At 66.7% G+C, this 14,937-nt stretch carries 13 protein-coding genes, 1 tRNA gene and 1 pseudogene; 12 read left to right on the forward strand and 3 right to left on the reverse strand.

Going from position 1 to position 14,937, the window contains the following annotated elements; all coding sequences use genetic code 11:
* Window positions 1–232: 232 nt before the first annotated feature.
* The 7 genes from WD271_13465 (at window position 233) to WD271_13495 (ending at window position 7,744) form a co-directional block, all read left to right on the forward strand.
* Window positions 233–1,897 carry a peptide ABC transporter substrate-binding protein gene (locus WD271_13465; GenBank protein ID MEX1008840.1) on the forward strand — a complete coding sequence of 555 codons (1,665 nt, stop codon included), beginning with the start codon at window positions 233–235 and terminating at the stop codon, window positions 1,895–1,897.
* A 116-nt stretch (window positions 1,898–2,013) separates the two neighbouring features.
* The gene (locus WD271_13470; protein ID MEX1008841.1) at window positions 2,014–2,994 is read left to right on the forward strand and encodes an ABC transporter permease; all 981 of its coding nucleotides are present in this window, start codon (window positions 2,014–2,016) and stop codon (window positions 2,992–2,994) included.
* An 8-nt stretch (window positions 2,995–3,002) separates the two neighbouring features.
* The gene (locus WD271_13475; protein ID MEX1008842.1) at window positions 3,003–3,959 is read left to right on the forward strand and encodes an ABC transporter permease; all 957 of its coding nucleotides are present in this window, start codon (window positions 3,003–3,005) and stop codon (window positions 3,957–3,959) included.
* A 10-nt stretch (window positions 3,960–3,969) separates the two neighbouring features.
* Complete coding sequence (locus WD271_13480; protein ID MEX1008843.1) at window positions 3,970–4,965, forward strand: ABC transporter ATP-binding protein; 996 nt, start codon at window positions 3,970–3,972, stop codon at window positions 4,963–4,965.
* A 5-nt stretch (window positions 4,966–4,970) separates the two neighbouring features.
* Complete coding sequence (locus WD271_13485; GenBank protein ID MEX1008844.1) at window positions 4,971–5,882, forward strand: ABC transporter ATP-binding protein; 912 nt, start codon at window positions 4,971–4,973, stop codon at window positions 5,880–5,882.
* A gap of 58 nt (window positions 5,883–5,940) precedes the next feature.
* Window positions 5,941–6,399 (forward strand): hypothetical protein, encoded by a 459-nt coding sequence (locus tag WD271_13490; GenBank protein ID MEX1008845.1) that lies wholly within the window; start codon window positions 5,941–5,943, stop codon window positions 6,397–6,399.
* A gap of 49 nt (window positions 6,400–6,448) precedes the next feature.
* On the forward strand, window positions 6,449–7,744 hold the full coding sequence (locus WD271_13495; GenBank protein ID MEX1008846.1) for an acyl-CoA dehydrogenase family protein: 1,296 nt from the start codon (window positions 6,449–6,451) through the stop codon (window positions 7,742–7,744).
* On the opposite strand, the gene WD271_13500 is transcribed toward WD271_13495, so the two are convergent.
* Window positions 7,735–8,196 carry an SRPBCC family protein gene (locus WD271_13500; GenBank protein ID MEX1008847.1) on the reverse strand — a complete coding sequence of 154 codons (462 nt, stop codon included), beginning with the start codon at window positions 8,194–8,196 and terminating at the stop codon, window positions 7,735–7,737. The genes WD271_13495 and WD271_13500 overlap by 10 nt on opposite strands.
* A gap of 55 nt (window positions 8,197–8,251) precedes the next feature.
* Here WD271_13500 and WD271_13505 point away from each other — a divergent pair, with 55 nt between their 5' ends.
* The 4 genes from WD271_13505 (at window position 8,252) to WD271_13520 (ending at window position 12,268) form a co-directional block, all read left to right on the forward strand.
* Window positions 8,252–9,040, forward strand: a complete 789-nt coding sequence (locus tag WD271_13505; protein ID MEX1008848.1) for a DUF4118 domain-containing protein — start codon at window positions 8,252–8,254, stop codon at window positions 9,038–9,040.
* 70 nt (window positions 9,041–9,110) lie between these two features.
* Entirely contained in the window at window positions 9,111–10,958 is a 1,848-nt protein-coding gene (locus WD271_13510) for an APC family permease (protein ID MEX1008849.1), read from the forward strand.
* Window positions 10,959–12,122, forward strand: coding sequence for a cytochrome P450 (locus tag WD271_13515; protein MEX1008850.1), 1,164 nt, complete (start codon window positions 10,959–10,961; stop codon window positions 12,120–12,122).
* Between the two features lie 62 nt (window positions 12,123–12,184).
* Window positions 12,185–12,268, forward strand: a tRNA-Leu gene (locus tag WD271_13520).
* 45 nt (window positions 12,269–12,313) lie between these two features.
* Here WD271_13520 and WD271_13525 read toward each other — a convergent pair.
* Window positions 12,314–12,616 (reverse strand): DUF2442 domain-containing protein, encoded by a 303-nt coding sequence (locus tag WD271_13525; GenBank protein ID MEX1008851.1) that lies wholly within the window; start codon window positions 12,614–12,616, stop codon window positions 12,314–12,316.
* A gap of 206 nt (window positions 12,617–12,822) precedes the next feature.
* On the opposite strand from WD271_13525, the gene WD271_13530 reads away from it, so the two are divergent.
* Entirely contained in the window at window positions 12,823–13,314 is a 492-nt protein-coding gene (locus tag WD271_13530; protein ID MEX1008852.1) for a hypothetical protein, read from the forward strand.
* 93 nt (window positions 13,315–13,407) lie between these two features.
* Here WD271_13530 and WD271_13535 read toward each other — a convergent pair.
* Window positions 13,408–14,778, reverse strand: a pseudogene (locus WD271_13535) (ISNCY family transposase).
* Window positions 14,779–14,937 lie beyond the last annotated feature (159 nt).

Genomic DNA, 14,937 nt, shown 5'->3' on the forward strand with positions numbered 1-14,937 from the left:
TTGCCTGCACGATCCTCCTGTTCACGACCGTGCTGCTCTCCCTGCGGCTGGAGTAGCCGCACGACCCGAATAAAGCGCTCAAGGAGCCCGACGACCGCGCCGTTCCTCTTGTCGACGGGGCTATCGATATCCCCGTTACGCCGGAGGTCGGCGTACACAATCGGCGGCGAAGCTGGGGGCCCCGATGCACACCGAGTCATCTGCTCGTCACCGAAAGCCTTTCGTCGCGTTGATGGCGGCGCTGATCGCGGTCACCGGTCTGTTGACGGCTACCGCGGCGACGGCCACCGCCGCGAAGGACAAGGCGGGCCCGGTGGTCACGGTGGGCGCGGAAGAGTTCCCCGCGGTCCTCAACATGATCACGCCCGAGGGAAACGGCCAGTGGACCGGCATGATCGTCGGACCTGCGCTCGCCCGCGGCTACCGGCTGCTCCCGGACTTCTCGTACGAGCCGTGGATCTTCGACAAGGACTGCACCGTGCCCACGGTCAGCCCCTTCACGGTCGACTGCACGATCCGTCCCGAGGCCAAGTGGTCCGACAACGTTGCGCTCACCGCCGACGACTTCAAGTTCACGTTCGACACGATCATGAACCCGAAGAACAACGTCGTCTCGCGGAACGGCTACGACAAGATCCGCGAGTTCAAGGTGATCAGCCCCACCGAGTTCCAGATGGTGTTCGAAGAGATCTTCGCCCCGTACCGCGACCTGTGGGCGAGCACCAGCACAGTCGTTCTCCCGAAGCACGTGCTCGACGGCACCAACTTCAACAAGGTCTGGAACACGTGCATCTGCGACCCGAAGACCAAGAAGCCGATTGCGAGCGGTCCGATGCTCGTGCAGTCGTTCACTCCCGACAAGTCGGCAACCCTGGTGCCGAACCCGAACTACTGGGGGAAGAAGGCAACGGTCTCCAAGGTCGTCTTCGTACCCATCACCGACAGCAACAGCGAGGTGAACGCGTTCCGCGCGGGTGAAGTCGACATGATCTACCCGCAGAACCAGATCGGGCTGCGGAAGCGCATCGAGTCGGCCGACAACGCGGAGTACACCTCGGCCCTCGGTCCACAGTGGGAGCACTTCGACATGCTCTCCACGGTGCCCGGCCTCGACGATGTCAACGTGCGCAAGGCGATCGCCACCGCGATGCCGCGCCAACAGATCGTCGACCGCGTCGTGAAAGATGCCAACGACGACGCGACGGTGCTCGACAACACCATGTGGATGACCAACCAGAAGCAGTACCAGCCGAACTGGTCGATGTACCCGGCGAGCGGCGATGTCGATGCGGCGAACTCCATCCTCGACGCGGCCGGTTGGATGCGGGGCGCCGACGGCGTACGTCAGAAGGACGGCGTGAAGCTCTCGTTCACCGTCGGCACCACCAGCGGGAACAAGGCACGTGAGTTCTCCGAGCAGATCATCCAGGAGCAGCTCAAGAAGATCGGCGTGAAGATCACGATCAAGAACTCGCCCGACATGCTCGACACGAAGATCGTCGGCTTCGACTACCAGACGATCCTCTTCGCCTGGGTGGGCTCGCCCGATCCATACAGCAACAACGTGATCTGGCTCTCGGGCGCAATCCCCGAGAAGTGCTCGCCTCGCCTCGCCAAGGCCGAGGAGTGCGACTACTCGGGCCTCAACTACACCAAGATCAAGGACCCCACGCTCGACGGTCTCCTCAATGCGACCGACCGGGAGCCCGACCCGGTGAAGCGCGCTGCGCTGTACAACGAGGCCGACCTCGAGGTTGCGACCAACGTCGTGACCGTCGTGCCGCTGTTCCAGAAGCCCACCCAGCTCGGCTACCGGAGCACCATCTCCGGCGTGCGGGACAACCCCACCCAGGACGGCTTCACCTGGAACATCGAGGACTGGGCCGTCAAGTCGTAACTATCAGCGAACCTGCGTCAACAGACGGCGTATAGCGCCCGCAGCTGACGCAGGTTTGGTGTCGGTGGGGCCGCGCTCCGCGTTCGGAGCCGCTCGCGCGGCTAAACACGGGCGCGGTGAGCGCGTACGTCGTACGGCGGCTGCTGGTCGCGATTCCGGTCGTCGTGCTGGCGACGCTGGTGGTGTTCCTGCTCGTTTCGGCGCGCGGTGACCCACTTCGCGACTTCCGGCACAAGCCGACGGTCTCCCAGCAGACCATCCGCAACCTCGAGCACGAGTACCACCTCGACAAGTCGGTTCCCGAGCAGTACGTGCTCTGGCTCGGCGACTTCGCGCAGGGCGACTGGGGTACGTCGTTCCGGACGGAGCAACCGGTGTCCGACATGGTGGGCGAGGCCGCGTGGAACTCGTTCCTGCTCATCGGCACCACCGTGGTGCTGTCGGCCACGCTCGGGCTCCTGATCGGGGTCGTCAGCGCGGTGCGCCAGCACACCGCCTTCGACTACACCGCGACCGGTTTCGCGTACTTCGGCTTCTCGATGCCCGACTTCTTCTTCGCGCTGCTGCTCCAACTCGTGCTGGTCGTGTGGCTGCGCGAGGAGTTCGACATTCAACTCTTCTACGTGCAGGGCAAGTACACCGTCGGGCAGGAGGGCGACATCGGCAACCTGCTCCAGCACATGGTTCTGCCGGTGCTCACGCTGATGCTCACGAGCGTGGCCGCGTGGAGCCGTTACCAGCGCGACAGCATGCTCGACGCCCTGCGCAGCGATTACGTGCGCACCGCTCGCGCGAAAGGCGTCCCGCGCGCGCAGATCATCCGGCGACACGCGCTGCGCAACGCGCTGATCCCGTTCGTGACGGTCGTCGCGATCGATGCCGGGGTGTTGCTCGGTGGGGTCGTCGTCGTCGAGCGGATCTTCGGTTGGCCGGGACTCGGGCTCCTGTTCTTCAACGCCCTGGAGAAGTCGGACTACCCGGTGCTCCTGGCGTGGATGGCAGTCGCCACGATCTTCGTCGTGCTGTTCAACCTTCTTGCCGACGTCCTCTACGGCGTGCTCGACCCGCGCATTCGTCTCAGTGGGCGCGCGGCATGAGCATGCGCATGGGGGACGAGACTGCGCGCTCGCGCGCCGAGGAGATCGATTCCCTCCTCATCGCGGGCGAAGCCGTCCCCACCGGAGGCGTTGGGCAATGGCACATGGCACTGCGCCGGTTCCGACAGCACAAGCTGGCGCTCGTCGCGCTCGGCTTCCTGATCTTCATGGTGATCGCCTGTTTCGTGGGCGCGCACTTCGCGCCGAGTCCGACCGAGCAGCACCTGCTCGAACAACCCGCAGGCCCGTCGGGTTCGCACTGGTTCGGCACCGACGAACTGAGCCGCGACTCGCTCTCACGTGTGCTCCACGGTGGGCAGATCTCGCTGCGCGTGGCGTTCGGGGTCGCGATCCTGTCGACGGCGATCGGCGTCGTCATCGGCGCCCTTGCCGGCTTCTACCGCGGCTGGCTCGACAACCTGCTGATGCGCTTCACCGACCTCTGGATCGCGCTTCCTGCGATACCGATACTCGCGGTGGCGGTGTCGATCGGGACGGTCGATCTCGGGCCACTCGGCACGCTCGACATGGGAGGCGTGCTCGGCATCACGCTGCTGCTCTCGCTGCTCCTGTGGGGGTCGATCGCGCGCGTCGTGCGCGGCGCGACATTGTCGCTCCGCGAGCACGAGTTCATCGACGCCGCGCGCACGATCGGCGCGTCGAACACGCGCATCATCGTGCGGCACGTGCTCCCGAACTGTTTCGGCCCGATCGTCGTGAACGCGACGCTCATCGTCGCCGAGGCGATCCTCGTGGAGAGCACCCTCTCGTTCCTCGGCTTCGGGATCCAACCGCCCACGCCGAGCTGGGGCAACCTGCTGGCGAACTCGATCTCCACGCTCGAGGACCAGTGGTGGCTCACCGTGTTCCCGGGCCTCGCGATCTTCCTCACCGTGCTCGCGGTGAACTTCGTCGGTGACGGCCTGCGTGACGCGCTCGATCCCCGACGTCCGGTGCGCGCATGAGCGGGCAAACATGAGCGAGCGTGGCGCGCCGCTTCTCGAGGTCGACGACCTGAGCGTGGAGTTCGCCGTCGACGGGGCGGTGCTGCTCGCGGTCGACGGACTGTCGATCGCGCTCGCGGCCGGTGAGCGCGTGGCGATCGTCGGCGAGTCGGGATCGGGAAAGACCGTCACGGCCCTCGCGATCATGGGGCTGATCGAGCCGCCGGGTCGCATCACCTCGGGCGACGTCCGGCTCGCCGGACGCTCGCTCACGACTCTCTCGGAGGACGAGTACCGGCAGATACGGGGTCGCGACGTGGCCATGGTGTTCCAGGACCCGATGACCGCGCTCAACCCGGCACACCGGATCGGTCCACAGGTGGCGGAGGCGATCACGGTGCACGACTCGTCGGTCGCGCGCTCGACGGCTGCGGCGCGCGCGGTGGAACTCCTCGAAGAGGTCGGGATCGCGTCGGCGTCCGTCCGGGCACGCGACTACCCCCACCAGCTCTCGGGCGGCATGCGGCAGCGCGTCCTGCTGGCGATGGCGCTGGCCAACCGCCCCCGGCTCCTCATTGCCGACGAGCCGACGACCGCGCTCGACGTGACGACGCAGGCGCAGATCCTCGAGCTGCTCGACACGATCCGAGCGGATCTCGGCCTCGCCGTCGTGCTGGTCACGCACGACCTGGGCGTCGTGGCAGGTCATGCCGACCGCGTCGTGGTGATGTACGCGGGCAGGGTCGTCGAGGAGGGAACCGTGGACGACGTGTTCGCGTCGCCGCGGCATCCGTACACGCGTGGCTTGTTGGCGTCGGTCCCCACCATGGCGAGCGCGCGCGGCACCCTCACCCCGATCCCCGGATCACCGCCGAACCTGCTGCACGTGCCCGAAGGCTGCGCGTTCCATCCGCGGTGCGCGTTCGCGCAGGATCGGTGCCGGGAGTCGGTACCACCACTCGTCGCGCTCGCACCCGGTCATCGCGCCGCCTGTCTCCGAGCGACGGAGCTGGCGGAGGAATTGTGAGCGAGCTGCTCGTGGCCGACGGGCTGGTCAAGCACTTCCGTGCGCGCTCGCGCGGAGTCGTGCACGCGGTCGACGGCGTGAGCTTCACCGTCGACCGCGGCGAGACGCTCGCCATCGTGGGGGAGTCCGGGAGCGGCAAGACGACCGTCGCCCGGCTCGTGCTCCGACTGGTGAAGCCGACCGCGGGCACGATCCGCTTTCATGGCCGCCGGGTGCAGATGGTGTTCCAGGATCCCTACTCGTCGCTCGACCCGCGCATGACGGCCGGCGCGATCGTGGCCGAGCCGCTGGTGGTCGCGCGGCGCCGGCGCGAGGCGAAACAGCGTGTACCCGAGCTCTTCGAGCTCGTCGGGCTCGGCGCCGAGCACACGGATCGCTACCCACACGAGCTCTCCGGCGGCCAGCGCCAGCGTGTGGGCATCGCACGCGCACTCGCGCTCGAGCCGGACCTCGTCGTGCTCGACGAACCGGTCAGCGCGCTCGACGTGTCGATCCAGGCGCAGATCCTCAACTTGCTCGCCGATCTCCAAGCGCGCCTGTCGCTCTCGTACCTGTTCATCGCGCACGACCTCTCCGTTGTGCGCCACGTCGCCGACCGCGTCGCCGTGATGCACCTCGGCAAGATCGTCGAGTTCGCCAGCACCGCGGAGTTGTTCGCCTCACCCGCGCACCCTTACACGCAGGCGTTGCTGTCGGCGGTGCCCGAACCCGACCCGCCGAGCGAACGCGAACGGCAGCGCATCGTCCTGCGCGGCGAGCTCCCGAGCGCCGTGGACCCGCCGTCGGGTTGCCGATTCCGGACGAGGTGCTGGCGGGCCGATGACCGGTGCGCCGAGGAGGAGCCGCAGCTCGTCGAGCGTGCGGGTGTGGAACACCCCGTTGCATGCCACTTTCCCGAGGTGCGGATCAGGACGTGATGCGCGTCGGCCGGCTCGTCGCCTCGGATGGGAACAGCAGAAGGCATACTGCACGCTGGTGGCGCGTCCCGAGTGGCAGAGCGAAGTATTGGCCGGCGTTCCGGACGACGTACGCGCGTTCGCGCAGGCCAACCTCGACGCGGGCAACGCGCTCACTGCGCCCGATCTCGGTCCGCCCCTGCAGTCGCTGCCCGACTGGACGATCCTCGTCCCGAAGCCGGGGCCGATGCAGTTCATCCCGAGCACGTGGGCGGTGTACCGAGAGGGCGACATCAACGACGACCACGACGCGATCCAAGCGGCGGCCCGCTACCTGAAGGCAGCCGGCGGCCCCGGCAACATGGACCAGGCGCTCTACGCGTACAACCCGAGCAACGCGTACGTCACCGCGATCCAGAAGTACGCGGGCGTGATGCTCGCGGATCACCGCGCGTTCGACGGCTACCACGCGTGGCAGGTGTACGTGAGCACCGTCGACGGCACCACGTACCTGCCGGAGGGCTGGCACAAGACCTGATGATGGGTCGCTCGCTCCTGGGCTGCGGATCCGACCGTAAGATGCGCTGGTGGCACACGAGCGCGACGACGACAACCACGACTACGACGCATACCGGGATCGAGCACGTCGGTGGCTCGCCGAGAACGTGGAACGCGTACGTCCCACCTCGACGGCGGTCGGTCAGCGTGCCGGGGAGAGCGAGCTCGAGTTCGTCGCGCGTTCGAAGGCGCTGCAGGCGAAGCTCTACGCGGGCGGCTACGCCGGCATCACACTCCCCGCCGAGTGGGGCGGGCAGGGCCTCACCACCCGCCACCAGCAGATCTTCGACGAAGAGGTCTTCGGCTATGAACGCCCGGGAGGATTCGGGGGAACCTTCGGGCCGATCCTCGGAGCCCTCCTGGGTCACATGACCGACGAACAGCGGCGGGAGTATCTGGTTCCGATCCTGCAGGGAACGCTCTGGTGTCAACTGATGTCGGAACCGGGCGCGGGCTCCGACATCGGAGGCATCACCACCAGGGCGGTACAAGACGGCGACGAGTGGGTCATCAACGGCCAGAAGGTGTGGACGACGGCCGGCCACTTGTCGGACATGGCGATCTGCATCACGCGAACCGACTGGGACGTGCCCAAGTACTCGGGGCTCACGATGTTCATCGTGGCGATGGACACGCCGGGTGTGTCGCCTCGGCCGTTGCGTCAGATCACGGGAGAGGCGGAGTTCTGCGAGACGTTCCTCGACGACGTGCGCATTCCGGCGCGCAACGTGCTCGGGGTACCGGGCGGCGGCTGGGGCGTCGTGCAGACGTGGCTCACATACGAGCACGGCGGGGTCGAGGAGGGTGATCAGTCGGGGCGCGGCGTCAGCGGCGCCAAGGTGTCGGCGTCGTTGGTCGACGGCGCGTTCCCGAAGGAGCTCGTGTCGCAAAGTGTTGCGCGCGGGGTCGTGGAGGATCCCCGGGTGCGCGACCGGTTGGCTCGCACGTTCATCGCCGATGCGGTGAACGGGATGGTCGGCCGGCACCTGGGGATCGCGATGCGCGACGGCCGGATCTCGGGACACGCGGGCTCGATGGTGAAGGTCGCCGCCGCGACCGCGGCGCAACGTTCCACCGAGGCTGCGGTCGATCTCGCGGGCATGGCCGGCATCGCCTGGGACGCGGACGATCCGCTCGGTGACGCGCGAGCCAAGGAGATGCTCCAGTCGAGGAGCCACTCGATCGCCGGCGGTACCAATGAGATCCAGCGCAACAACACCGGCGATCGGGTGCTCGGGTTGCCGCGTGAGCCGGCCGTCGATCGTGGCATCCCGTTCCGCGAGGTGCGCACCAACGCGGTGCCCCCGCGCACAGATCAGTCGTAGCGCGCGCGGTAGCCTGCGAGGAACGTGCGCAGTCCTTGCTCGCCGTGGCGCATCATCAACTTGTGGTTGCCGCGGAACGCGGGTCGGGCGAGCGGGTCGAGCCGGCGGAGCAGCGCCTTGTTGGCGACGACCTCCTCTTCGAACGTCGCCCGCGACCCCTCGGGGAACTCCTGGATCGTCCACCGTGAGAAGCCGTCGAGGTCGCCCGTGAGGTTCGCCTCGAGCACCCGCGCGTGCGGGTCGTGCCGGGTCTGGTGCGTGGTGAACACGAGGTCGTAGGGCAGCACCGAGCGGCACCGCAGTTCGTACTCGTCATGGGAGAGCGGCCGGACCTCCTTGATCTCGGGCCACCACGCGGGGTAGTCGGCCAGTCGTTCGAGCACTTGATACACATCGGCCGCGGGTGCGCCGAGGGTCCACACGCTCCGGAAGCTGTAGGAGTGGTCCGCCACGGCTCCGATCCTCGCACACACCGCCGGGGTGGATGCGTGGGGGATGATGGGGGCGATGGCGCAGACCAGCGACCGAGCACAGGCCAACGTGCTCATTGGCCTCGCGATCGCCGCCCTCGGGCCGATCGTGGTCGCGGCGATCCTCGTGCCGTTCCGCCGCGACCTCGACAACGCGAACCTCGCGCTCATCCTCGTGCTCGTCGTGGTGCTCGCCGCGATCGTGGGAGGGCGCCGCGCCGGCGCGGTCGCCGCGATCATGGCCACGCTGTCGTTCGACTTCTTCCTGACCCGGCCGTACCTCTCGATGGACATCGAGACCAGCGACGACATCGAGACCGCACTCATCCTCCTCGGTGTCGGCCTGCTCGTCGGCGCGGTCGCATCCCGCGGCCGACGATCAGAAGCAGGACGGGAGCGCGCCGCGGAGGCGATCTCGCGCGTCCACAAAGTCGCCGATCAGGTTGCGCAGGGTGCGCCGGTCGACAACGTCGTGGCGACGGTCAAACAGGAGCTCCGCGCGCTCCTCTCGTTGCACGATTGCTGGCTGGAGTTCCATCCGTTCGTGTACGTGATGCCCCGGCTCGAGCGAGGCGGAACCATCGGGCAGTCGGAGCATCACTGGTTCGCGGGCGGAATCTCATTGTCCGAGGACGGCATCGAGCTTCCGGTCCTCGAGCAGGGCGACGAGGTGGCGCGGCTGGTGCTCATCGGCAACCGAGAAGTCGCGGTGACCATCGAGGAGCGGGTCGTCGCCGTCGCCCTCGCCGACCAACTCGGCGCCGCGCTCGCACTCGCGGGCCCGGACGAGCGGGAGCGGCTCGCGAAGGAATCCCGTCGGGAGTGAGCCGGTCCCGCACCGACCCGCGGTGTGCGTGTCATGCTGACGCCGTCCGGTCACGGTCTGTGGGGGGTGGATGCTCGGAATCCTGAAGCGGGTACTGGTCGGCCGCCCACTGGCGACCACCCAGATGGAGGAGCAGCGGCTCACCAAGACGATCGCGCTCGCGGTCTTCTCGTCCGACGCGCTGTCGTCCACCGCGTACGCGACGGAAGAGATCCTCTTCGTCGTCGCCGTGGGGGCGTCGAGCCTCGCGCTCGGGCTCAGCAAGCTCGTACCGATCGCGATCGTCGTCGCGGTCCTGCTCGCGATCGTGATCATCTCGTACCGGCAAGTGATCTTCGCCTACCCGAACGGCGGCGGCGCGTACGTGGTGAGCAAAGAGAACATCGGCGAGATGGCGTCGCTCGTCGCCGGCGCGTCGCTCATGGTCGACTACGTGCTCACGGTCGCGGTGTCGATCTCTGCCGGTGTCGCCGCGATCATCTCGATACCCGAGTTCAGCAGTCTCGCTCGACATCGCGTGGGGCTCGGCGTGGCGCTCATCGTGCTGATCACGCTCATGAACATGCGCGGGATCAAGGAGTCGGGCCGTGTCTTCGCGATCCCCACTTACCTCTACATGTTCATCTTCGGCGCGCTGATCGTCTACGGCTTGACCCGTTCCTTCATGGGTGACATCAGCCAGGTTCCCTACAACGCCGAGCTCGCAGACACCACGCGCGACGTCGGGGGGACGCTGACACTCTTCCTGCTGCTGAAGGGGTTCTCGTCGGGCGCCGTCGCGCTCACCGGCATCGAGGCGATCTCGAACGGGGTGCCGGCATTCCGGCGCCCGGAGTCGAAGAACGCGGCGACCACGCTCGTCTGGATGGGCGTGCTGCTCGGCACGTTGTTCCTCGGTATCTCGATCCTCGCGCACCGGCTCCAGCCCTACCCGAGCCACGACCGCACCGTGATCGCGCAACTCGGCCTGCAGGTGTTCGGGAACGGGTTCCTGTTCGTGTTCCTGCAATTCGCGACCGCGGCCGTCCTGGTGTTGGCCGCGAACACCGCCTACAACGGGTTTCCGAGCCTCTCGTCGATCATCGCCTACGACGGCTACTTGCCGCGGCAGCTCACGAACCGCGGCGACCGCTTGGTCTTCTCGAACGGGATCATCATGCTCGCGGCCGCCGCCGCAGGGCTGCTGATCGCGTTCGGTGGGCTCACGAACGCGCTCATTCCGTTGTACGCGGTCGGCGTATTCACTTCGTTCACGCTGTCGCAGACGGGCATGGTGCGCCATCACCTCAGGCTGCGGCAGGCGCACTGGAGGCGCAGCGTCGTCGTCAACGCGGTCGGTGCGTTCGCAACGCTGGTCGTGTTGCTCATCGTCGCCGCCACGAAGTTCACGAGCGGCGCGTGGGTGCCGATCGTGGTCATCCCGGCGATCGTGGTCCTGTTCAAGGCGATCAAGCGCCACTACACGAACGTCTCCGCGCACCTGCGCGTGCCGCTCGACTACCAACCGCCACGCAAGCGCCACACCGTGGTCATTCTGGTCGAAGATGTGAACGCCGGCGCCCTCGAAGCCCTCGCGTACGGCACGTCGATTGCGCCCGACCACCTGTTGGCGATGACTGTGGTAGCCGACGGCGCGGACGCCGAGCGAGTCGAGAAGAAATGGTCGGAGCACGGCATCACCGTGCCGCTCGAGATCGTGCAGTCACCGACGGGGGAGTTCACTGCGGCCACGCTGTCGTACATCGACGAGGTCGAACACCGCTGGGACAACACGCTCGTGAACGTCCTGATCCCGGAGTTCTACGTGCAGCACTGGTGGGGTCATCTCCTGCACAACCAGAGCGCGCTGATCCTCAAGGGGCGGCTGCTGTTCCGCAAGAGCACGGCGGTCACGTCGATCCCATACCGTGTGGAGTGAATGGAGTTCAACCCGTACGACCACGACTTCCACCGCGACCCCTACCCCACGTACGAGTGGCTCCGCGAGCACGCCCCCGCGTACTACAACCCGAAGCTCGACTTCTGGGCGCTGTCGCGCTTCGACGACGTGCTCGCCGGTCTCCACGACCCTGCCACCTACACGTCGAACCAGGGCGTCGCGCTCGAGGATTACGGGCCCGATGGGCCCGCGGGCTCGATGATCCACATGGATCCGCCCGCGCACACCGGCATGCGCAAACTGGTGGCGCGCCGGTTCACGCCGCGTCGCATCGCCGAGCTCGAGCCGCGCGTGCGGGAGTGGACATGCACGCTCGCCGACGGCCTCGACGGCAAGACGGAGTTCGACGTGGTGAGCAGCTACGCCGCGCTCCTGCCCGTCACGGTGATCGCGACGATGCTCGGCATCCCGCCCGAGCAACACGACAACGTTCGCGTGTGGACCGACGAGTTCCTCACCCGCGAAGCCGGCGTGATGGGTATCCCGGCCGAGAGCGACGAGGCTGCCGGCCACCTGATCGCGCTCTCGATCGAGCTCACGACCTTGCGGCGCGAGCGGCCGACCGACGATATCCTCAGTTTGCTCGTCGACGTCGAGCTCGACGGCGAGAAGCTCACCGACGCGCAGATCATCGGCATGTGCCTGCTCCTGATCTCGGGTGGCCACGAGACCACCGCCAAGCTGATCGCCAACGGCGTGCGGCTGTTCGCGTCGCATCCCGACCAGCGCGACGCGGTGATCGCCGACCCGTCGCTCATGGTGCCCGCGGTCGAGGAGCTGCTCCGCTACACGAGCCCCACGCAGTACATGACGCGTACCACGACGCGCGACATCGAGATGTACGGCGAGATCATCCCGACGGGGAAGAAGATCGCGCTGCTCCTCGGGTCCGGCAACCGCGACCCGCGTGAGTTCGACCGCCCCGACGAGTTCGACATCCACCGCGGCAACCCGCGCATCCTCGCGCTCGGCCACGGCGCGCACGTGTGCCTCGGCGCCGCGGTCGCGCGGCTCGAAGCGCGCATCGCGCTCCAGGAGTTCCTCGCGCGGTTCCCCGAGTACGACGTCGACGAGAGCGGGATCGACTACATGCACTCGGGCAACGTGCAGGGCCCGACCAAGGTGCCGGTCACCGTTCGCTGACGTTCCGCGGAACGTTTCCACAAGCGGTTCCGCGGAACCGCTTCGCTACACTGCTCGTTCACGTCGGAGTGGCGGAATTGGCAGACGCGCTAGCTTGAGGGGCTAGTGCCTTTCGAGGCGTGGGGGTTCAAGTCCCCCCTCCGACACTGGTTCGATCGCGCGAACTCCGAGCGCGTCTTTGCTGTGACTGGTCACCCCGTGGGACGGAGGTGTTCCTCGCGCAGGAGTTCATACCCGCACCCGGACTCGGGCTCGGCGTCACCGTGCAAGACGTCGGGGTCGAGGTCGACGCCGTTCGGCCGGCAGATGGTGCCGGTGACCTGATCGACGGTCACTTGAGCGAAGTACTCGGGATCGTGGAGTGGTTCGAATACGCCACCGCGATCGACGACCTGCCGGAAGTCGAGGTCTCGGACGAGACCATCATCGAAGGTCAACCGAAGTCGGTGATCGCCCAGCGACTCAACCGCGGTGATGCGTGGCAACTGTGTCATTGGCGTTCCAAGGCTAGCGGAGGCCTTCGATCAGGAGAAGGGATTCGGGCACTTGGGCCAAGTCCCAGTCCGCGAGAAGTTCCGCGCGGTGAAGGCATCTTGGCGTCGCTCAAGAGCCGGTCGAAGGTACCCTTGACGTCTTCGCGCGAATAGGCGTAATTTCGCCGGTACGGGCAAAGTTTGGGGCCAGTCTGGGGGGAATTGCCATGAAGCGTACGGTTCTCATGGTCGGTCTGGTGGTCGCTGTCGTGGCGCTTGGCGCCGCACCCAGCGTCGCCGAGCCTCCGTTCCGCGGCTCAGAACCACCGAACATCTCGATTCTTCAAGGCTTCTTCTCGCCAGACACTTTCAGCATCGACTGCTCGACCTTCCCGACGTGCCACGTTACGGAGACGGGCAGTGGAATCTTGCCCGAGCTTGGCCGCAGCACACGCTCGACGGTTCAGACGTGGACCTTCACCGGGAACTGCGGACCTAACACTGCTCAGTTCGACTTTGTGGGACTGGAGGTCTGGACCGCGGCGAACGGTGACCAGCTGAACATCGCAGAGAGCGACGGAGTGCTCTGCGTAAACTTCGTCACCCAAACCCAAGTTTTCCGATGCACTACATACACGATCAACAGCGGAACCGGCCGCTTCGCCAACGGCAGAATCGGCGGCTTTGCCGACGGCGGCCCCGCAACCATCTGCACCTAGCTACTTCGACCTGAAAAAGCTGGGTTGAGTGACATGGCATGGCGCGTGTTTCCGCTGCGAGTGGTGTTCGCGGGTCGGGTTCGGGCTGTTCATGAGCGCGGCGACCTTGACGAGGTTGTGGGCGAAGATGCCATGCCCGCACCAGGTGCGGGTGCCCTCGATGCCGTCTTGTCGGGTGCGTGTGAGCCCGAAGTCGCGTTTGGCGCAGCTGATGCGTCCTTCGCAGCCGGTTCGCCATCGGATCGTCTTCTTGAACGCGCGCCGGTTCTCGATCTCGCGGCGCGCGGCGTTGGGTTTGCCTTTGCGTGGCAACACGACGTGGCGTACTCCCGCGTCGTGCAGCTGATCTTCGACGCGTTGTTCGCCGTATCCCCGATCGGCGGTCACCGCCTGGGGCGGGCGGCCGGCGCGTCGAGTGATCCGTTCGATCGCGGGTGCCAGCATCGGCGCGTCGGGCGGGTTCCCGACTTCGATGTTGTGGTCAACGATCACGCCGTCTTCGTTGTCGACGATCTGGGCCTTGTAGCCGAACTCGACGGGTTTGCCGAGCCGCCCTTTCGCGATGGGGCGCGCATCAGGATCATGCAGTGACACGATCCGGGTCGCACCATCGGGGGTAATCCCCGAGAGCCGCTGCTCGCATTGCTCGGCGATCTTGGTGACGCGCTCGGCGACACGGGCGAGCTGATCGACCAGCGCCCGGGCCTTGCCCGATGCGTTGGAACCCAAGCGGCGCAAGGCCCGCCGGGCGTTGGCGACCACCGCCTCGGCTTGACGGGCTGTCCGCTTGGCGATCACCGCCAGCTCACCGTTGATTCGTTTCACTACCGCGAGCTTGTCGTCACTACGCCGCCGCAAGTTCGCGTTGATCGAATGCGCGCGCTGGCGCGCCGCGCGGGTGCGATCAACGAAGCGGGTGCGCGTCGCCAGGCCCATGACCTTGAGTTGCTTGGTCGCCGCCGCCAGCTTCGCGACGCCCTTCGCCAACAGGCCGGAGTCCGACGGGTACGCCACGTTGGCGGGAATGACCGTGGTGTCCGCCCGCACCCGGTTCGTCTTGAGCACCCGAGCTTCTACCGCCTTGGCCAACAACGCCTCGTTCAACCCATCAACCGCGGCACTGCCGCAACGACTCGTGATCTTCATCAACGTCGTCGGGTGTGGAGTCACCCCACCAAGGGGGATCCGACAGAACCGCTGCCAGGTGATCGAGTCCGCCACCTCCCGACACAACGGCTCGAACCCCAACCGATACCGGTACTTCAAAAACATCAACCGCAGGTACGTCTCGATCGGGATCGACGGCCGCCCCCACGACTCGTGGAAGAACCCTCGATACGGCTCGAAGAACCGCGGATCGTCCAACAACCGATCCACCGCCTCGAGCTCCGCCGGCATCCCCAACATCGCCGCCGGCAGGATCGACTCCCACAACGTCGGCGCATCGCCTACCGTTCGCAACATCGATGACCTCGATCCGTTCTCATCCAACGGGTCGAGGTCATCATCTCTCATCACGAACCAAAACGCGAGCACTCAACCCGCCGACTTTTTCAGGTCGAAGTAGTTACTTCGACCTGAAAAACGGGGTTGAGTGAGTGGCGTGTGGCGGGCGGTTTCCGT

The sequence above is a fragment of the Acidimicrobiia bacterium genome (genome assembly GCA_040880805.1).
Taxonomy (GTDB): domain Bacteria; phylum Actinomycetota; class Acidimicrobiia; order IMCC26256; family DASPTH01; genus DASPTH01.